The organism is Mucilaginibacter defluvii (assembly GCF_039543225.1).
GTDB classification, from domain to species: domain Bacteria; phylum Bacteroidota; class Bacteroidia; order Sphingobacteriales; family Sphingobacteriaceae; genus Mucilaginibacter; species Mucilaginibacter defluvii.
In genome coordinates, this window is sequence record NZ_BAABJI010000002.1 from 1,885,664 (window position 1) to 1,902,829 (window position 17,166).

Annotated in this window: 22 protein-coding genes; 13 read left to right on the plus strand and 9 right to left on the minus strand. The window is 44.4% G+C overall.

Going from position 1 to position 17,166, the window contains the following annotated elements; all coding sequences use genetic code 11:
* The first annotated feature begins 69 nt into the window (after positions 1–69).
* From mreC to rodA, 4 genes are read left to right on the plus strand one after another with little or no spacing between them, the layout of a single operon-like run.
* Positions 70–903 carry a rod shape-determining protein MreC gene (gene mreC / locus ABD960_RS14590; RefSeq protein WP_345331885.1) on the plus strand — a complete coding sequence of 278 codons (834 nt, stop codon included), beginning with the start codon at positions 70–72 and terminating at the stop codon, positions 901–903.
* Positions 896–1,411: a rod shape-determining protein MreD gene (locus ABD960_RS14595; RefSeq protein ID WP_345331886.1), complete on the plus strand. Its 516-nt coding sequence runs from the start codon at positions 896–898 to the stop codon at positions 1,409–1,411. The genes mreC and ABD960_RS14595 overlap by 8 nt, the downstream gene beginning before the upstream one ends.
* Positions 1,412–3,409 (plus strand): penicillin-binding protein 2, encoded by a 1,998-nt coding sequence (gene mrdA / locus ABD960_RS14600; RefSeq protein WP_345331887.1) that lies wholly within the window; start codon positions 1,412–1,414, stop codon positions 3,407–3,409.
* Positions 3,399–4,667, plus strand: a complete 1,269-nt coding sequence (gene rodA, locus ABD960_RS14605) for a rod shape-determining protein RodA (protein ID WP_345331888.1) — start codon at positions 3,399–3,401, stop codon at positions 4,665–4,667. The genes mrdA and rodA overlap by 11 nt, the downstream gene beginning before the upstream one ends.
* 12 nt (positions 4,668–4,679) lie before the next feature.
* Here rodA and ABD960_RS14610 read toward each other — a convergent pair whose 3' ends face one another.
* Genes ABD960_RS14610 through ABD960_RS14620 form a run of 3 tightly spaced genes read right to left on the minus strand, consistent with a single transcriptional unit; the run spans position 4,680 to position 6,794 of the window.
* Complete coding sequence (locus ABD960_RS14610; protein ID WP_345331889.1) at positions 4,680–5,198, minus strand: hypothetical protein; 519 nt, start codon at positions 5,196–5,198, stop codon at positions 4,680–4,682.
* 5 nt (positions 5,199–5,203) lie between these two features.
* Complete coding sequence (locus ABD960_RS14615; RefSeq protein WP_345331890.1) at positions 5,204–5,587, minus strand: YxeA family protein; 384 nt, start codon at positions 5,585–5,587, stop codon at positions 5,204–5,206.
* A gap of 34 nt (positions 5,588–5,621) precedes the next feature.
* Positions 5,622–6,794: a hypothetical protein gene (locus ABD960_RS14620; protein ID WP_345331891.1), complete on the minus strand. Its 1,173-nt coding sequence runs from the start codon at positions 6,792–6,794 to the stop codon at positions 5,622–5,624.
* Positions 6,795–6,868: 74 nt separating this feature from the next.
* Between ABD960_RS14620 and ABD960_RS14625 the strand changes: the two genes are divergently transcribed.
* From ABD960_RS14625 to ABD960_RS14635, 3 genes are all read left to right on the plus strand, one after another.
* Positions 6,869–7,438, plus strand: coding sequence for a thymidine kinase (locus ABD960_RS14625; RefSeq protein WP_345331892.1), 570 nt, complete (start codon positions 6,869–6,871; stop codon positions 7,436–7,438).
* A 122-nt stretch (positions 7,439–7,560) separates the two neighbouring features.
* A complete protein-coding gene (locus ABD960_RS14630) occupies positions 7,561–7,929 on the plus strand; it encodes a response regulator (protein ID WP_345331893.1) in 369 nt (122 codons plus the stop codon).
* Between the two features lie 71 nt (positions 7,930–8,000).
* Positions 8,001–10,382 (plus strand): ATP-binding protein, encoded by a 2,382-nt coding sequence (locus ABD960_RS14635; protein WP_345331894.1) that lies wholly within the window; start codon positions 8,001–8,003, stop codon positions 10,380–10,382.
* Positions 10,383–10,386: 4 nt separating this feature from the next.
* On the opposite strand, the gene ABD960_RS14640 is transcribed toward ABD960_RS14635, so the two are convergent.
* On the minus strand, positions 10,387–10,872 hold the full coding sequence (locus tag ABD960_RS14640) for a hypothetical protein (RefSeq protein ID WP_345331895.1): 486 nt from the start codon (positions 10,870–10,872) through the stop codon (positions 10,387–10,389).
* A gap of 46 nt (positions 10,873–10,918) precedes the next feature.
* Here ABD960_RS14640 and ABD960_RS14645 point away from each other — a divergent pair, with 46 nt between their 5' ends.
* The 3 genes from ABD960_RS14645 to ABD960_RS14655 all read left to right on the plus strand — a co-directional run bounded on the left by ABD960_RS14645 (position 10,919) and on the right by ABD960_RS14655 (position 12,602).
* Positions 10,919–11,389, plus strand: a complete 471-nt coding sequence (locus tag ABD960_RS14645) for an ABC transporter ATPase (protein WP_345331896.1) — start codon at positions 10,919–10,921, stop codon at positions 11,387–11,389.
* Positions 11,390–11,487: 98 nt separating this feature from the next.
* The gene (locus ABD960_RS14650) at positions 11,488–12,114 is read left to right on the plus strand and encodes a YdeI/OmpD-associated family protein (RefSeq protein WP_345331897.1); all 627 of its coding nucleotides are present in this window, start codon (positions 11,488–11,490) and stop codon (positions 12,112–12,114) included.
* 14 nt (positions 12,115–12,128) lie between these two features.
* Entirely contained in the window at positions 12,129–12,602 is a 474-nt protein-coding gene (locus tag ABD960_RS14655; protein WP_345331898.1) for a hypothetical protein, read from the plus strand.
* Here ABD960_RS14655 and mtgA read toward each other — a convergent pair.
* From mtgA to rpsF, 4 genes are all read right to left on the minus strand, one after another.
* A complete protein-coding gene (mtgA, locus tag ABD960_RS14660) occupies positions 12,599–13,309 on the minus strand; it encodes a monofunctional biosynthetic peptidoglycan transglycosylase (RefSeq protein ID WP_345331899.1) in 711 nt (236 codons plus the stop codon). The genes ABD960_RS14655 and mtgA overlap by 4 nt on opposite strands.
* A 162-nt stretch (positions 13,310–13,471) precedes the next feature.
* On the minus strand, positions 13,472–13,915 hold the full coding sequence (rplI, locus tag ABD960_RS14665; RefSeq protein ID WP_345331900.1) for a 50S ribosomal protein L9: 444 nt from the start codon (positions 13,913–13,915) through the stop codon (positions 13,472–13,474).
* Between the two features lie 17 nt (positions 13,916–13,932).
* Complete coding sequence (rpsR, locus tag ABD960_RS14670; RefSeq protein ID WP_095705209.1) at positions 13,933–14,196, minus strand: 30S ribosomal protein S18; 264 nt, start codon at positions 14,194–14,196, stop codon at positions 13,933–13,935.
* Complete coding sequence (gene rpsF, locus ABD960_RS14675; RefSeq protein WP_345331901.1) at positions 14,196–14,561, minus strand: 30S ribosomal protein S6; 366 nt, start codon at positions 14,559–14,561, stop codon at positions 14,196–14,198. The genes rpsR and rpsF overlap by 1 nt, the downstream gene beginning before the upstream one ends.
* 156 nt (positions 14,562–14,717) lie before the next feature.
* On the opposite strand from rpsF, the gene ABD960_RS14680 reads away from it, so the two are divergent.
* The 3 genes from ABD960_RS14680 (at position 14,718) to ABD960_RS14690 (ending at position 16,106) form a co-directional block, all read left to right on the plus strand.
* Positions 14,718–15,344 (plus strand): hypothetical protein, encoded by a 627-nt coding sequence (locus tag ABD960_RS14680; protein WP_345331902.1) that lies wholly within the window; start codon positions 14,718–14,720, stop codon positions 15,342–15,344.
* Between the two features lie 47 nt (positions 15,345–15,391).
* On the plus strand, positions 15,392–15,634 hold the full coding sequence (locus ABD960_RS14685; protein ID WP_345331903.1) for a hypothetical protein: 243 nt from the start codon (positions 15,392–15,394) through the stop codon (positions 15,632–15,634).
* Positions 15,635–15,710: 76 nt separating this feature from the next.
* The gene (locus ABD960_RS14690) at positions 15,711–16,106 is read left to right on the plus strand and encodes a DUF1801 domain-containing protein (RefSeq protein WP_345331904.1); all 396 of its coding nucleotides are present in this window, start codon (positions 15,711–15,713) and stop codon (positions 16,104–16,106) included.
* 114 nt (positions 16,107–16,220) lie between these two features.
* Here the strand turns inward: ABD960_RS14690 and ABD960_RS14695 are convergent, their stop codons facing one another.
* Positions 16,221–17,117: a magnesium transporter CorA family protein gene (locus ABD960_RS14695; protein ID WP_345331905.1), complete on the minus strand. Its 897-nt coding sequence runs from the start codon at positions 17,115–17,117 to the stop codon at positions 16,221–16,223.
* Positions 17,118–17,166: the final 49 nt, after the last annotated feature.

Here is a 17,166-nt window from a genome sequence, read left to right on the forward strand (position 1 = left end):
AATGGTGAGCAGTGAGTTGTTTACCATTCGCCTTCTATTTTTCATCATTCACTACTCACCACTCACCACATGCGTAACCTGCTGATATTTATCACTAAGTATAGCGCATTTTTCCTGTTCCTGATATTTGAGGGTATTGCACTGTTTATTTTCATCAATTACAATAACTTTCAGCGGGCATCATTCATTAACACAAGTAATGAGGTTACGGGCAACCTGTACCGAAACATCAATAACGTGAATGATTACCTGAAGCTTAAAGAGATAAACGATAGTCTGGCCCATCAAAACGCCTTGCTGCGTAACCAGCTGATGTCATCATTATATGTAGATACCGCCGGCCGCAAAAAAATAAACGATACGGTTTACAAGCAACAATACACTTACATTGAGGCCCGCGTTATCAATAACTCGGTAAACAAACGCATGAATTACATCACTATAAATAAAGGCAGCCTTAACGGCATTGCCAAAGGTATGGGTGTAATTGCGGATGGTGGCGTGGTAGGTATTGTTATGCAGGCATCGCCGCATTTTTCGGTGATACGTTCGCTGTTACATAAGGACACCCGCATTAGTGCGATGCTGGCCAACTCCAAAGAGGGCGGCTCATTTATGTGGGCTGAAGATATGGATCCGCACAAGGGCTTGCTGTATGATGTTGCCAACAGCGCGCAACCACATTTGGGCGATACCGTAGTTACCGATCAGCATTCACTTTTCCCCATAGGTATTCCGCTGGGCAGGGTGAGCAACCTCAAACCAAAAACAGGCGGTTTTTTTCTGAATATGGAAGTGAAACTATCGGTTGATTTTAGCAAATTAGAATACGTATATGTGATCAACAATAAATTTGCGCAGGAGCAGCAGGGACTGGAGGCCCTACAAAAAACTGATGAGTAGGGTATTATTCGCCAATTTTTTGCGCTTTGTATTGCTGGTATTTATACAGGCGTTTTTATTGAAGAACGTTACGGTTTATGATCTGTCTGTACCCTACCCGTACATCCTGTTTGTAATGCTGCTGCCGTTTGAAACGCCAAACATTATACTTTTCCCGCTGGCTTTTTTAATGGGTTTAAGTATTGATGCTTTTTATGATACACCGGGGTTGCATGCTGCGGCAACGGTTTTAATTGCATTTGTACGTGTGCTGTTTATCAGCATAACGGTACAAAAAGATGGCTTTGATAACGAGCCTGAGCCTACGTTGAGCAGCATGGGCTTCAGGTGGTTTTTCACCTACTCGTTAATACTCACGCTTGTACATCATTTTTTACTGTTTAATTTAGAAGTATTTCGCCTCTCGGAGATGGAGTACACACTAACCCGGTTTTTAATGAGTTCTGTATTTACAGTATTTTTGATGTTGATTACGGGTTTATTATTTTTCAGGAAGAAAAGGGCGTAAATGAACAATAGTTTTTTTGAGCGCAGGTATGTTATAGCGGCGATATTTATAACCTTTATGGTTATACTACTTGGCCGTTTATTTTATATTCAGCTTATTGACGACCGCTACCTTTACTTTGCCAATAATAACGTAATCCGTAAAAAAATACTTTTCCCTGCCCGGGGGCCAATCCTCGACCGTAATGGCCACATACTGGTACAAAACGAACCGGTTTACGATTTGATGGTAATACCCAAGCAGGTAAAACCTTTTGATACGCTTGAGTTTTGTAAGCTGATAGGCATTGATAAAGAAGGTTTTGACAAACGGTTTAACAAGGCAAAAAGCTATTCGTTATACCTGGCATCAACGTTTGAAAAACAAATGTCGGTTTCGCTGTACCGGTCGCTACAGGAGAAACTTTCCGATTTTCCCGGATTTTACGGCCAACTTCGCTCGGTACGCAGTTACCCGGATTCCGTAGCTGCGCAATTTTTAGGTTATACCGGCGAGGTGCGCGATAAGGACATCGAAAAATCCGGCGGCTACTATCGTTTGGGCGATTACATTGGCGTAACCGGTGTTGAAAAAGCTTACGAAGAGGTACTGCGGGGTCAGCGTGGTGTTGAAAACCAGATGGTAGATTCGCGCAATGTACCAAAAGGTAAATATGCCAACGGCGCTTATGATACCGCCGCCGTAGCCGGCGAAAGGCTTATATCATCATTAGATATCGATATTCAAAAACTTGGTGAAAAGCTGATGCGCAATAAGGTGGGCAGCATTGTAGCCATCGAGCCCTCAACCGGGGAGATACTGGCGTTTGTGAGCAGCCCAACCTACGACCCGAACATGATGGTAGGCCGCGAGCGCGGCAACAACATGGCGCGCATGTACCAGGATCCGTATAATCCATTGTTGATACGCCCGATACAGGCCTACTATCCGCCGGGTTCATCATTCAAACCTTTGGACGGTTTGATCGCCTTGCAGGAAGGCATGATCAACCCGCAGACTACCTTCTTTTGCCCGCATTATTATATGGCGGGTAACCACCGGGTGGGTTGCGAGCACTTTGACGGCGTTACGGATCTGCGTAAAGCTATTGCCATGTCATGCAATACCTATTTCTGTAACGTGTTCGACAAGCTGATTAGCCGTAACGGCGCTAAACGTACCCGCCAAACCTTTATCGACTGGAAGGCCAAGGTTAACAAGTTCGGTTTTGGTGTTAAGCTGAACGTCGATCTGCCTAACGAAAAAAAGGGTAACGTACCGGCGCCCGAACGTTACGATAAGATATTTGGCGAAAACCGCTGGCGTTCAAGTTCTATTATATCGCTGGCAATCGGGCAGGGCGAATTACTGGCTACCCCCCTGCAGCTGGCAAATATTGAATGTACCATTGCTAACCGGGGCTATTACTATCGCCCGCATCTTATTAAAGCTATTGGCGATAAGGACGTGATCAAGAAAGAATACACGGAGCGTAATTATGTTGGTGTTGACGAGCAATACTTTGAGCCGGTGATAGATGGCATGCAACAGGTGGTTGACCATGGCACGGCCGCGGCGGCACGTATACCGGGCATTATTATGTGCGGTAAAACCGGTACGGTACAAAACCCCCACGGTAAAAACCACTCTATATTTGTTGCCTTTGCACCAAGAGATACGCCCAAGATAGCCATAGCCGTGGTGGTTGAAAACGCTGGTTACGGTTCATCATGGGCGGCGCCTATTGCCAGCTACATGGTTGAACAATATTTGCGCGATACCATTACCAAGCCAAAAGCCCAGGTTGAATACATTGTGAACGCTAACCTGCTACCTCCGCCAAAAGGCAGTAAGGCAAAAGAGGCAAAGCCTGCTAAGGTTGATACCCTTAAAAAAGGTAAAGCCGACAGCGCCGAAAAACCGCAACCGGTATTAAAAGCCGCTAAGCGTAAAACTAAAAAACAAGCACCGGCAGTTTACTATGCCAACCAGGCGATAAGGAGAGAAGATGAGCAGTAACGAGCGTGGCTTTTTCCGTAATATTGATTGGGTAACCATACTGATTTACCTGTGCCTGTGCACCATTGGCTGGTTTAATATCCATGCGGCTGTTTATGATGAAACCAATCGTAGCCTTTTTGATACCGATACAAACTATGGTAAGCAGTTCATCTTCATCATGGTATCGCTGGTAGTGGCCATGATTATTTTGCTGCTTGATTATCGCTTTTTCAGCGCGTTGGCACCACCTATCTATATTGTAACGGTATTGCTGCTTATACTGGTATTGGTTATTGGCCGTAATGTGGGCGGTAACCAGGCGTGGATTCCGCTTGGCGGAGGGTTCAGGCTCCAGCCGTCAGAGTTCGCTAAACTGGCAACCGTTTTGTTGTTGGCCAAATATCTAAGCGGTACTAATATTAAAATTACCGATACCGAATCATTCTTTATATCAGCAGGCATCATCTTGCTCCCCATGGCCCTGATTATGCTGCAGCCGGATACGGGTTCGACACTGGTATTTTGCTCATTGATATTTGTGTTGTATCGAGAAGGCTTGTCGCCGTACTTTTTAATCATCATCGCCTTAACGGCAACATTGTTCATCCTGTCGTTATTGGTTAGCCAATGGCTGCTGGTGGCTGCTATAGCCATTATCGGGGCATTGCTGGTATTCTTCAACCTGCGCAACCGTAAGTTTATTTTCGGTCTGTTGGTATGGATAATCGGCTCGCTGGGTTTCGTATTAGCTGTAAAACCGCTTTACACCAATGTATTGCAGGATCACCAGCGTGCCCGTATCGACGAATTGCTGGGTATAACCTTTGATCCGCGCGGAGCGGGCTATAATGTTGCCCAATCAAAAATAGCCATCGGTTCCGGACAGTTGTGGGGTAAAGGCTATCTGAAGGGTACGCAAACCAAATACTCTTTTGTGCCCGAGCAAAGTACTGACTTTATTTTTTGTACTGTTGGCGAGGAATGGGGCTTTGTGGGTTCATTGATAGTTATCGGGCTATACCTGTTCCTGCTGTTGCGGGTTATACACATCGCCGAGCGGCAGCACATGGCCTTCTCGCGCATTTACGGCTACGGCGTAGCGTCGATCATCTTCTTCCACGTGCTTATCAATATCGCCATGACCATCGGGTTAATGCCGGTTATCGGCATACCGCTCCCCTTTATAAGTTACGGCGGATCATCCTTAATAAGTTTTACCGCGCTGCTGTTTATTTTGCTTAAGCTGGATTCAAACAGGACGGGATATACTTATTAAATCAGCTGTTTACTAAAACCAGCTTTTGAGCTTGCCGGTCATTTTATCTTCAACTTCGGATTCAGGCTCATCTGGTTCGCCGGAAATCAACTTGTCAATTCCGGCGGCAATATCTGTCGCAACAAATCCATGCCGTAAATAACTGATAACCCAATTAAAGCCACCTAACCATAAAAATGCGATGATACCAACCCACCAAGGCCCATTATTAAAAAACATAAACCCGGCCGCGCATAACGAAAATAATGAAGAAAAGATAAAAAGTTGCCGTAAGCCGATGTGGTAAATCAGATACCAAGCATCGTCTCTATAAATTAAGCTGAATTTGCCCCCGTCAATACCGCCATACAGCGATCCTCTCCAGTTAGAAGCTGACCCGCTGTATATGACCGTCATACCGTCTACAGAAACGTTATCCGCTTTATCTTCGAGAATGCTTTTCCTGATGTAACTCAATATACTTTCCGCATTATCGTCAGTAACTATTGACTTTAAACGCCGATCATAAATTACGTCAACCGGGAACGGCATAAAACTTACTTCAAGCTGTAGATATCGTCAATCTTGATATAGTCCTTGCGGCTTATGGAGTACAGGATTGTTCCGCTTTCGGCTAAAATTAACCCGATACTTTCATTACCTGACGCGGGGAAATGAACGCGGTAACCGCGGCCGTCGCCAAGCTTTATACCATAAGTTTTAACGCCGTTTTTTATGCTTACGGAGTTTTGGGTGTATTCGTATGTTTTAGCTTTTTGTGTACTATCCTTAATGGTAAACTTTTTGGCTTCAAAAGTAATCTGTACCTTTTCGCCACCGGGTGTCATTCCCTTCCAGTCGCCTCGGTAATCTTCCGAGCCGCTGCAACCGATCAATACAACAGTAATAATTCCGAAGAGAAATAATGCAATTTTTTTCATTTGTTTAATGTGTAGGTTTAGTTTGTTTTTGTATTTACGCGTACCGTCTTTTAAGCAGGTTATAAAACTTTTCGGCGGTGGCGGATTTGCTTTGCCAGTTATTTTTGGTTACGTAGTTGGCTGTTAAAAAGCGCTCGGCCTCGGCAAAGCTGTTAAAGCGGTTCAGTATATCAATAGCTTCGCTGTAAGCCAGGCTATAGCCGTTAAATAGATCCTGCACGTAAAGCAATTTATCATTCAATGTAATGGCCGATTTCAGGTCGCTGATTGGCGGAGCAGTCGATGTACCCTTATCCGCCATTTGTACTGATATACGCTGGTTTATGGTGAATACCTGTTCGTCCTTTTTATCGTCAACCGCAATGGTTTGCGCTATCACAACGGGTGGCAACTCCTCTTTAACGGTTTTTAAAGGTGCCAGTTCAACGGTAACAGGCTCTGTAGGCAGTTCAGCAATGTAAGCAGGTTCTTCAGGCTCGGGTTCAGGCTTATCTGCTTCTACTTCAATCACTTCATCTTCCTCAAACAGTTCCGGCTCTTCTATTGCTTGTTCTTCATCTTCCCAGTTATCGGCATCATCAATCACCAGTTCGTGGCGTATGGTACCGTCCGCATCTATCGTTGTATGGTCGTCGGATTGGGTCCCTTCTTCCTCCTCTACATATTCAACCGCTTTAGGAGTATCTTTCAACTCGTTAGTAACCACCGGGCGTAGCTGTTGCACCACTGGCTCAAAAAACTTTTGCTCGTGCACTTCTGCCGGTTTTTCAATCAACGGGCGTTCAAAAACGGGTTGCGCAGGTTCAGGCTTATCTTCAAAAACCGGCTCAGCAACTTCTTCCGGTTCCGCCGGCGTATCTGCTATAGCCGGCGCTTCAGGCTGTACATCTGCTTTAACAGGCTCTTCTTCCTGCTGCCCCTGCGTATCCGGTTCAACAAAATCAGGAAGCGGCACTTCAACCACATGTTCAATTTTTACTTTAACGGGCTCCGGTTGCGGCAAGGCAGGGGTATGTGTTATAATGGTTGTCTGCGCGTTAATTTTGCGGAGTATATCGGCATGGTCCATTAAAAAATGGGCATTGGCCACAAACAGTTCCAGTTCAAGCTCATTAAGTTGTGATGTATCTTTTTTCAGGTAATCATATTGTTCAGTAAGTTCGTTTAATATGGCGCCTATCTTGTTAAATACATCCTGTTGCTTCATAGCTTGTTATAATATTATCTATCAAAAATAACATTAAATACTGATATTAGTTTCCAAATTAACGGTCAAAAAGCGTGTTTAACGAGGAAATTTTCAAGCGCACAAACGAAAAAGGCGGAAGTATCGAGGTAATCTGCGGGTCAATGTTTTCGGGCAAAACCGAGGAGCTGATGCGCCGTTTAAACCGCGCTCGCATAGCCAAACTAAGCGTGCAGATATTTAAACCTAAAACTGATACCCGGTATGATGAAAACGCCGTCGTATCGCACAACATGCAAAGTTTCCCATGCGTATCTATCGATAATTCAGCTTCCATATTGCTGTTTTACAATAACGAGCAGGTGGTAGCTATTGATGAAGCCCAGTTTTTTGACGCCGACCTGGTTGAGGTTTGCAACACACTGGCCAACAAAGGTGTAAGGGTTATTGTTGCCGGGCTTGATATGGATTTTAAAGGCCGCCCCTTTGGCCCGATACCTGCAATGATGGCCGTTGCCGAGTCTGTCACCAAACTGCATGCTGTTTGTGTTAAGTGCGGCAACCCCGCATCATTCTCCTACCGGCTGGCGCCCAACGAAGAAAAAATTATGCTCGGCGAAACCGACCATTACGAACCACGCTGCCGCAACTGTTATTTCAGTTAATCGCTGTTTTTTGTATCGCAACCTAAAACAAAAAGACCTGTATCAATTGTTATAAGCAGTAATTAAACAATAGCAGGCCACGTGAGCCTGTAAATTAATTGAGGTATTTACTGCTCTAAACCATGGCTAAAAAGGTATTTGTGATTGAGGACGACCGCGACATTCGCGAAACTATTGTTTACGTGCTTGAAGAAGAAGGCTTTGAGGTGCGTTCTTCTGAAAGTTCAAAACTGCTGAAATCAGTAGATACTGAAAAGCCCGACATTATTTTGCTTGATAACTGGCTTACCGAATGGAAAAGTGATGCCAACGGGCAACAGCTTAGCAAGGAGCTTAAAAGCAACCCGGCAACAAGCCATATACCCGTAATTATTATATCGGCGGTTAGTAACGTTAAACAAATTGCCGAGGCCGGCATGGCCGACGCATTCCTGATGAAACCGTTTGATGTGAACGAGCTGATCAGCCTGGTTAACAAGTTTACCGCCTGATTATTTTAAACAGCACAACGCCGGCAAGCTGTTCAATTTTTATATATTAGCCCCTCAATCATTATTCACCAATGAACAGCCAACAGCTGCTGGATGTACTCTGCTTATCACGAAACGCTACAGCAATTTACACTACTCAAAATGCAGTAATTGAATTTGCTAACGACGCCATGATCAGCTTTTGGGGTAAAGACCGCGGTGTGATAGGCCAAAAACTCGCTGATGCCGTCCCCGAACTACGCGGCCAGCCATTTTTAGATATTTTACGTGATGTTTGGCTAACCGGCAACACATATGTAGATAACGGCGCCCGCGCCGAACTGCTGGTTGACGGAGACCTGAATACTTTTTATTTCGATTTTGAATATCGCGCCATTAAACATCCCACCGGTGAAATGCAGTGCATTTTGCATACCGCGTTTGACGTAACGGACGACGTTTTGCACGCGCAGCAAATGAGCGCCGCGCAACAACGTGAAAAAGAGCTAACGGATGAACTCGCCGCTATAAATGAGGAGCTCTCTGCGTCAAACGAGGAGTTACTTGCCACCAACGAAGAGTTAAAGGAATCATACGATAACCTGCAACTTTTAAATCAAACCCTCACAGAAAATGAAGCCTGGTTTAGGGGCATGGTACAACAGGCGCCCGTGGCCATTGCCGTACTTGACGGCCGCGACCTGATAATTGATACGGCTAACGCTTACATACTCGAAATTTGGGGCAAGGACGATAGCGTAATTGATAAGCCACTAAACATAGCGTTGCCTGAACTTGAGGGGCAACCGTTTTTACAGTTGCTGGATGACGTTTACACCAGTGGTATACCCTTTTATGGCAGCGAAACCAGGGCGTCATTAGTGCGCAACGGAAAGCTGGAACATGGCTATTTTAACTTTGTATATCATCCTTTAAAGGATGGCAGCGGCAATACCATGAGCGTAATGGTAGTTGCTACCGAGGTTACCGAGCAAATTAACGCGCGCAGGGAGATAGAAAAAAGTGAGCACCGCCTTAACCGCATGGTGATGACCTCGCCAATAGGGATGACCATTTTGAAAGGCAGGGAACTGATCATCGAAATTGCCAACCAGAACGTTTTAACCATATGGAACCGGAATATTGACCAGGTTAAAGGCAAACGCCTGCTTGAAATATTCCCTGAACTGATAGGCCAGCCTTTTCCGGATATGCTCCAGCAGGTATTTGACACGGGGCAGCCTTTTGGGATGGACGAAACCACGGCAGATGTAGGTATGCCTGACGGTACCATTGTGAAGTATCACCTCGATTTTAGTTACGACCCGTTGTTTGATGCCGGCGGAAATGTTGAAGCCATATTGGTAACCGTGAGTGACATTACGGAAAGGGTTCACTCCAGGCGGCGAATGCTTCATGAACAGGAACGGAGCCGGCTAGCGGCGGAAGCAGCCCAGTTGGGAACTTTTGATGTGGATATTGTTAACAACACGCTTGACTGGGATAGCCGGTGCAGGGCATTGTTCGGTATATCCCATAATGATACCGTTACTTATGACGATCATTTTTTGGCGGGCCTGCACCCCGACGATCGCGAGCGGGTAAAGGAAGTTATTAAGCACTCGTACAACAGATCGGCCAGCAACGGCAACTATGATGTGGAATACCGCACTATTGGCTTTGAGGACGGAAAAACAAGATGGGTAGGCGCCAAAGGCAAGGTGTTTTTTGACGAGCACGATATCCCGCAGCGTTTTATGGGCATTGTGATTGATATTACCGATAAAAAAGAGGACGAGCAGCGCAAAAACGACTTCATTGCGATGGTTAGCCATGAGCTGAAAACGCCGCTCACCTCACTTAAAGCCTATACGCAAGTATTGCAAGCCCGGGCGGTTAAAAACAATGATAACTTTACCGCCGGCGCCCTCGATAAATCATTGCTGCAGGTAAATAAGATGAATACGCTTATTAAGGGCTTTCTTGACGTGGCGAGGCTGGAGTCGGGCAAAATAAATCTCGACATTGAAGAATTCAACCTCAATAATTTAATTAAAGAGGCCATTGAAGAAGCCGCTATTACACTTGACTCGCATCATATAGTATTAGAACACGATTGCCAGGTAAGCATTAAGGCTGATCGCGAAAAGATAGGCCAGGTACTTAATAACCTAATTAGCAACGCTACCAAATATTCGCCGCGGGGCAGCAATATCTCAATTAACTGTAAACTGCAGGACAATACCGTATTGGTATCGGTTAAGGACAAAGGTATCGGTATTAAGCCTGCCGATATGGAGCGCCTTTTTGACCGCTTTTACCGGGTAAGCAGTCCGCATACCAAAACTATCGCCGGCTTTGGGATTGGTCTTTACTTATGCGCTGAGATACTGCGTTACCATAAGGGCCGCATCTGGGTTAATAGTGAAGTTGGTGAGGGTACTACCTTCAGTTTTGAGTTACCACTTACGTAAGTACTTACATATTCCGGTTCTTAAAATAAAGCAAAACGTTGCGCAGGCTGTCCAGCTTCTCGGGTTCCATATTTTTCACAGGGATTGATAATACAGATGCCATGCTGTCAACATCCCCGCCTTTACGGTCATTATACGTTTGTACAATAATATCGGCGTCTGTGGTGCGCAGCTTTATTGTGCCGGCGTTTACCGTCCCAAGGTAATCCATATCATCCAGGCGCTGCAATTGAAAAGAGAAGTATTCGAGTTTACCGTTTTGATAGGTTCGGCGTAAGCGGATGAACGCGTTAGCGTTAAGGGTAAGCTCCCACTTCTTCAGCTTTCCGGTAGCGTCAGCATCAAAACATTGTGTAAGGCACTTGTTGCCCCAGCCAAGCATTTTGAGCTCAGAAACATCCGGATCAAAACCGTAATTAACTGTGCTGGCCAGCAGCAAAACGCCTGTTACAATATACTTTACCGCGCCGGGCAGATGTGGTTTTAACATGACAACAAAATCCGGTATCTAAATTAACAAATTAATAACTTTGCACATGCAGTTTCCTGAACATTCAAGAGTGTGGATATACCAGTCGAACAGGCAATTATCTGATGCTGAAACGATTGATATTCAAAAAAGTTTAACAGAATTTACCAACATCTGGACGGCGCATAACAACCAACTGAAAGCTACGGCTGAGGTGCGTTATAACCGGTTTTTAATATTGATTGTTGACGAAGAAGCGGCGGGCGCCAGCGGCTGCTCCATTGATAAATCGGTACGTTTTATGCAGCAGCTTGAGCGGCAGTATAACATCAATCTGTTCGACCGCTTTAATATGGCTTACCGCAGCGGCGGTGAAATACTTTCGGCCAACCGGAATGAGTTTGAGGAACTGATTAAACAAGGTGATATTACCACCGATACGATAGTTTTTAATAACCTCGCCCAAAACGTAGCTGAACTTAACACCAAATGGGAAGTGCCGTTTAAAGATAGCTGGCATGCGCGGGTATTTGGTTGATTGGTGAATGGTGAATGGCATTTGTGAATTTTAAATAGTGATTAGTAACTTGCATAATGTTCAACTAATCTCTAACTAAATCCAATCACCACACTTCCATGCCAACCTACGATCCCCGTATAGATGCCTATATTGATAAGGCTGCCGATTTTGCAAAACCCATATTGATGCACCTACGCGATCTGGCACATCGTACGGTACCTGAAATTGCAGAAACCACCAAGTGGAGTATGCCATTTTTTGAATGCAACGGCCCCGTTTGTTATATAGCCGCATTTAAAAACCACTGCGCCTTTGGCTTTTGGAAAAGCAGCCGGTTGAGCGACCCTCATAAGGTATTGCACGAAGAAGAGGGCAGCGGCGCAGGCAGCTTTGGCAAGATCACGCGTCTGGCCGATCTTCCAGCCGATGAGATACTGATTGAATATATTGCCGAAATGGTTGCCATTAACGCGCAGGAGCAGGAGGAAAAGAAACCCACGGTTAAAAAGCCTGTAATATCCAAAACTTCTGCCCCGGTTGAAACGCCTGCTTATTTTATGCAACTACTTACGCAAAATCCGCAGGCTATGGCCGTGTTTGAAAAATTCAGCCCGTCGTCAAAAAAGGAATATATCTCCTGGTTTACCGAAGCCAAAACCGAAGCCACCCTGCAAAAGCGCCTTGAACAGGCTATGGAATGGATAAGCGAAGGCAAGCAACGCAACTGGAAATACCAAAAATAGGGTACTTTTTACACATGGCATTCGGACGAAATACGTTTCACTTTACATCAAACCTGTCAGTTACTGATGTAAGGCAAAGGATCAGCAAGAATACCCTTATTAAAGATCGGCTGACATCTGAAAAAACAGACAAAACGTTTATCGGTACTGTTGAAACAGATGAGTTTTACATTATGTCATCGTCAGCCATTGGCGTGGCCTGCACCCTGCGTGGTAAACTAAGCCGCGGCAACGGCAAAAACAATACCCATATTGATATTGAAACCCGCACCCAACGCATATTTATATGGCTGGTAGTTATATGGATGGTGGTAATAAGCGCTGTAGCTGTACTGCCTGATCTGTTAAAGGCAACCTATGTGTTTTCGCCATTGCCATTCGCGCTGTTGATATTCGGGGCCGTGGCTTTTAGGTTGTTTATACATGGCTTGTATATTATAGCGCGTAACAAGGCTATCAATGAGTTTAAGCAGGTACTTACTGCTTAAAAACTCAAAGGCCCCAGCCTGCGCATATTTTTACGTATTAAAAACTGGCGGTGCCTTACATACCTGCTTGGTTTAGTGGCCGACCATTTTAGCGGACTCGGAAAAATAGAAGCTATAGCCGCTGCCTGCCTTTGCGTAAGTTTTGATGCCGGTTTGTTAAAGTAAGCCTGCGCGGCGGCTTCGGCACCATAAATACCGTCGCCCATTTCAATTACGTTGAGGTAAACCTCCATAATGCGTTCTTTACTCCAAAAGGCCTCAATAAGTATGGTAAACCAGGCCTCGAGCCCTTTACGCAATAACGACCTGCCTTGCCATAAAAACACATTCTTAGCGGTTTGCTGGGTTATGGTACTTCCACCCATCAGCTTTTTGCTGTGCATGTTTTTATTAATAGCTTTTTCTATGGCATGAAAATCAAACCCGTGATGCTCCAAAAATAATTGATCCTCGGCAGCCACGGCGGCGCGCTTCATATTGTTGGATATTTCGTCAACATCCTTCCAGTCCTTGTCTATCTTCCAATCCTTGCCTGCGGCTTTGCGCTCAAAGCCGCGCTCAATCATCAGCCAGGTAAAAGGCGGATTGATGAATCTGAATAACAACACGCCAAACAAGCTCGCGCCAACAAAAAATATCAGGGCCAGCTTAACTATCCGTAATAAAAGCCTTACTATACTATTTTTAACTATCCCTTTACGCTTCATAAAAAAAGCAAATTACAAAACAAAGGGTGCCCGGTACAATACCAAACACCCTTTTATTTTTATTTCGAAGTTCGAATTTTCGATCTCGAAATGTAGTTCATTTGTCTACGCTAATATCAGTTATCAAAATCCGAAATCGAAATTCCGAATTCCGAAGTTACGTTATTCAGCTACTACCTCGAAAGGAACTTTTACCTTAACCTCTTTGTGCAGGTTAACGTTGGCTACATATTCGCCAATTACTTTTGGTTCCTGATCGAAAGTGATACGACGACGGTCAACCTCGAAGCCTTCTTTTTTCAATGCATCAGCAATCTGGATAGTGTTGATGGCACCGAAAATTTTTCCGGTTTCGCCGGCTTTAGCGCCGATGGTAAGTTTTACACTTTCCAACCTTGCAGCAATCGCGTCAGCATCTTTGCGGATTTTTTCTTGTTTGAACTGCGCTTGTTTCAGGTTTTCAGCTAAAACCTTACGTGCAGATACAGTTGCTAATATAGCATAACCCTTTGGGATAAGGTAGTTACGGCCATAACCCGGCTTAACGCTCACTACGTCGTCTTTATCGCCAAGGTTTTTTACATCTTGTTTTAAAATAAGTTCCATTACTTCTTACCTCCTGATTATTTAAGTGAATCTGTAACGTAAGGTAACAAACCGATGTGGCGCGCACGCTTTACAGCCTGGGCTACTTTACGCTGAAACTTTAATGAAGTACCTGTTAAACGGCGAGGTAATACTTTACCCTGATCGTTAACAAATTTTAAAAGGAAGTTAGCATCCTTGTAATCGATATACTTGATACCGTTCTTTTTAAAACGGCAGTATTTTTTACGGTTATCCTCCACTTTCGGAGCGGTAACGTATTTAATCTGATCGTTTGCCATTAGCCTGCTGCCTCCTCTGTTTTAGTTTTCTTTTGGTTGAAAGCACCGCTACGTTTCTTCTCGTTGTAAGCAATGGCGTGTTTGTCCAATGCAATCGTCAGAAAACGCATAACGCGCTCATCACGTCTGAATTCAATTTCCAATTTGTTGATTAAATCACCCGGAGCCTTGTATTCAGTTAAGTGATAATACCCTGTTGTTTTCTTTTGAATAGGGTACGCTAATTTTTTCAAACCCCAATTATCCTCCTGGACAATTTCGGCTCCGCCGTCGATTAAGATCTTAGTGAATTTGGCAATCGCCTCTTTCGCTACTTCTTCTGACAGCAACGGGGTAAGAATTACTACGGTTTCGTACTGTTGCATTTGTTTGTTAATTTGTTATTTACCCGCTATTAACGGGGCTGCAAAAGTAATAAGTTTTTTTCAATTGTTCAAATATTCAATAAGTTAATATTAGTTTAAGCTGCTTGTTATATATTTGCGGCACACAAGGAATTTACAACCTGAACTTTTAATTGAATGAAAAAAATTTTACCCCTGCTGCTGATTTTATCGGCCTTAGTATTTACCGCCTCTGCTCAAACCACTACATCGGCAGTTACGCCCACCGAGCAAAAACTCATCGACTCGTTATGCGATAAGCTCAACAAACTGGATTTAAGCAATGTTAAAACAAAGCAACAAGCTACCGAGCTATTTATGACGGCCTTTGCATCGCATGCAGATCAAATGATGGAAATAGCAGCTGAAAGAGGTGTTGACCCTTCTGATCAACAGGCTATGAATAAGTTAGGACAATCAATCGGCATTAACATGATGAAGCAAAAATGTCCGGGTTTTATCAGGATATCAACCATCATGGCCGGCCAGCAATTAAATCAGGAAACCGGTTTAAAGACCACAGCGGGTACATTTAAACGAATTGATGTTAAAGGCTTTAATTACATCGTAATATCAACCGCCAGTGGTGAGCAATCATTTTTATGGTTGAGGCAATTCCCGGGGTCTGAAAAATTCATGACCGGCGCGGCTGCGAAATTCACAGGCAAAAAAATAATCATTACATCCGAAGAGGTTGAAGCGTACGTGCCCGCAGCCAAAGGTTATTACAAAGTAAAAGAAATTAAAGGCATCGAAGTACTGTAAAAAATCTTGAGCCAATTTTGCATGTTTGTGTTATAGTATTTTAAACCATGCAAACACAAACAACCGTAAAAAATAGCCAGAAGCCGGTTACCGGCATTATCATCAACACCATGATACTCACCCCCGGCGGTAACGACAATTATGAGGGCGATTGGGATGATGAAGAAGATGAACAATTTGACGACCTGATCGAGTCGGAAAATGAGATCAGCCGCATCCGCCGGGATAATGATTGGGATGAGATAGACGAAGATGATGATGACCACCTGCCGGATGATGACCTGCAATAAACACATATAAAACAGGCCATTTGCTTTTTATTGGTGTCATGGGTAGATTTACTATCTCGTTAAACCTGAAAAGCAAATGGCTATTCCGCAACAAATACAGGATTATAACAACCTGCAGGCACCTGCTGACCGTGATTTGTGCAACTTGCTGGCTAATACCATCTCGGATAATTTGCCCGAAGCCGAATCAAAGATCTGGCATGCGCATCCTGTTTGGTTTTTGGATGGCAATCCTGTGGTAGGTTACAGCAAGCTGAAAGGCGGTGTACGGCTGCTGTTTTGGAGCGGACAAACATTTGAGGAAGCCGGTTTGCAAAGCGAAGGCAAATTTAAAGCCGCTGAAGCGCGGTACACATCGGCATCACAAATTGATACCGAAGCGCTGCAACGCTGGCTCAGCAAAGCGCGCGATATACAGTGGGATTATAAGAACATTGTAAAGCGCAGAGGTGTTTTAGAAAGGTTGAAGTAAAATTGCACAAACGCATGTTTATCGATGATCACTCAATCGCTAACGCCAGGCCTGTTTTCGTTTGTTCAAAAAACCCGGAATTGTTATTGAACCGTTGAGTTCTGTCGGGTTAACTTACAGCCAACCCTTCCGCCTGAACCAGAAATATATAAGCAGGGTAATAATTACCATAACGCCCAGTACAATCGGGTAGCCGTAATGCGCGCGCAGTTCGGGCATAAAATCGAAGTTCATACCATATATACCCACAATAAACGTTAGCGGCATAAAAAACACCGAAAACACCGTTAATACGCGCACGGTATCATTAGTACGCTGCGCCGATACGTTGAAGTACAGGTTAAGCAAGTGGTTTATATTTTCAGATAAGGCATCGTAAATATTTTGCAGGCGTACATACATATCGCGGGTATCGCGCGTACTTACATCGCCGTCCTCCGCATCAATGGTATCAATAATATCGTACGATAGCATAAGCATACGCCTCACCAGGTCGGCCTTACGTTTTAAAAAGTACATGCCTTTTAATAATGGCGCTTTGCGGGTACGCAAAAAAATCTGTTCCTCGTAATATTCCAGGCTTCGTGCCAGGTGGTTTGATGGTTCGTCATAAGTCATCAAACAAGCCTTAATAATATTATTCAGCAAATGGAAAGTGCTGCTGCATTTGCCCTGTTTAACCTGATCGCCCAGTACCTCTATCAGCTTATGCGGTTTGCGGTGAATGGTAACAATAAAGTCCTTAGCATAAAAAATGGCTACTTTATGGGTAAGCTGCTGCACGGTATCAGCTTCAGTGGCTCGGTTATCCGTATGTATCCTGAAGATAATGAAAGCATAATTTTCCATCTGCTCGTACTTGGGCAGGTGGTCAGGCTGTAAGCTATCGTCCAGCAGTTCTTCGTGCAGGCCGTACTTTTCGGCCGTAGCATGAATTTCCTCGTGCTGCGGCTCGTAAATATCTATCCACTCAAAATCATTCTCCGGTTTGCTGGCAAGTTGTCTAAGCATGATACAAATAAAGCTATTAACATCAACTTGTAAAATAAGTTCTACAAGC

What these genes read in the sequence shown, in the direction of transcription:
- mreC (WP_345331885.1), top strand. Translation starts at nt 70, where the DNA reads ATGCGTAACCTGCTGATATTTATCACTAAGTATAGCGCATTTTTCCTG.
- ABD960_RS14595 (WP_345331886.1), top strand. Translation starts at nt 896, where the DNA reads ATGAGTAGGGTATTATTCGCCAATTTTTTGCGCTTTGTATTGCTGGTA.
- mrdA (WP_345331887.1), top strand. Translation starts at nt 1,412, where the DNA reads ATGAACAATAGTTTTTTTGAGCGCAGGTATGTTATAGCGGCGATATTT.
- rodA (WP_345331888.1), top strand. Translation starts at nt 3,399, where the DNA reads ATGAGCAGTAACGAGCGTGGCTTTTTCCGTAATATTGATTGGGTAACC.
- ABD960_RS14610 (WP_345331889.1), bottom strand. Translation starts at nt 5,198, where the DNA reads ATGCCGTTCCCGGTTGACGTAATTTATGATCGGCGTTTAAAGTCAATA.
- ABD960_RS14615 (WP_345331890.1), bottom strand. Translation starts at nt 5,587, where the DNA reads ATGAAAAAAATTGCATTATTTCTCTTCGGAATTATTACTGTTGTATTG.
- ABD960_RS14620 (WP_345331891.1), bottom strand. Translation starts at nt 6,794, where the DNA reads ATGAAGCAACAGGATGTATTTAACAAGATAGGCGCCATATTAAACGAA.
- ABD960_RS14630 (WP_345331893.1), top strand. Translation starts at nt 7,561, where the DNA reads ATGGCTAAAAAGGTATTTGTGATTGAGGACGACCGCGACATTCGCGAA.
- ABD960_RS14635 (WP_345331894.1), top strand. Translation starts at nt 8,001, where the DNA reads ATGAACAGCCAACAGCTGCTGGATGTACTCTGCTTATCACGAAACGCT.
- ABD960_RS14640 (WP_345331895.1), bottom strand. Translation starts at nt 10,872, where the DNA reads ATGTTAAAACCACATCTGCCCGGCGCGGTAAAGTATATTGTAACAGGC.
- ABD960_RS14645 (WP_345331896.1), top strand. Translation starts at nt 10,919, where the DNA reads ATGCAGTTTCCTGAACATTCAAGAGTGTGGATATACCAGTCGAACAGG.
- ABD960_RS14650 (WP_345331897.1), top strand. Translation starts at nt 11,488, where the DNA reads ATGCCAACCTACGATCCCCGTATAGATGCCTATATTGATAAGGCTGCC.
- ABD960_RS14655 (WP_345331898.1), top strand. Translation starts at nt 12,129, where the DNA reads ATGGCATTCGGACGAAATACGTTTCACTTTACATCAAACCTGTCAGTT.
- mtgA (WP_345331899.1), bottom strand. Translation starts at nt 13,309, where the DNA reads ATGAAGCGTAAAGGGATAGTTAAAAATAGTATAGTAAGGCTTTTATTA.
- rplI (WP_345331900.1), bottom strand. Translation starts at nt 13,915, where the DNA reads ATGGAACTTATTTTAAAACAAGATGTAAAAAACCTTGGCGATAAAGAC.
- rpsR (WP_095705209.1), bottom strand. Translation starts at nt 14,196, where the DNA reads ATGGCAAACGATCAGATTAAATACGTTACCGCTCCGAAAGTGGAGGAT.
- rpsF (WP_345331901.1), bottom strand. Translation starts at nt 14,561, where the DNA reads ATGCAACAGTACGAAACCGTAGTAATTCTTACCCCGTTGCTGTCAGAA.
- ABD960_RS14680 (WP_345331902.1), top strand. Translation starts at nt 14,718, where the DNA reads ATGAAAAAAATTTTACCCCTGCTGCTGATTTTATCGGCCTTAGTATTT.
- ABD960_RS14685 (WP_345331903.1), top strand. Translation starts at nt 15,392, where the DNA reads ATGCAAACACAAACAACCGTAAAAAATAGCCAGAAGCCGGTTACCGGC.
- ABD960_RS14690 (WP_345331904.1), top strand. Translation starts at nt 15,711, where the DNA reads ATGGCTATTCCGCAACAAATACAGGATTATAACAACCTGCAGGCACCT.
- ABD960_RS14695 (WP_345331905.1), bottom strand. Translation starts at nt 17,117, where the DNA reads ATGCTTAGACAACTTGCCAGCAAACCGGAGAATGATTTTGAGTGGATA.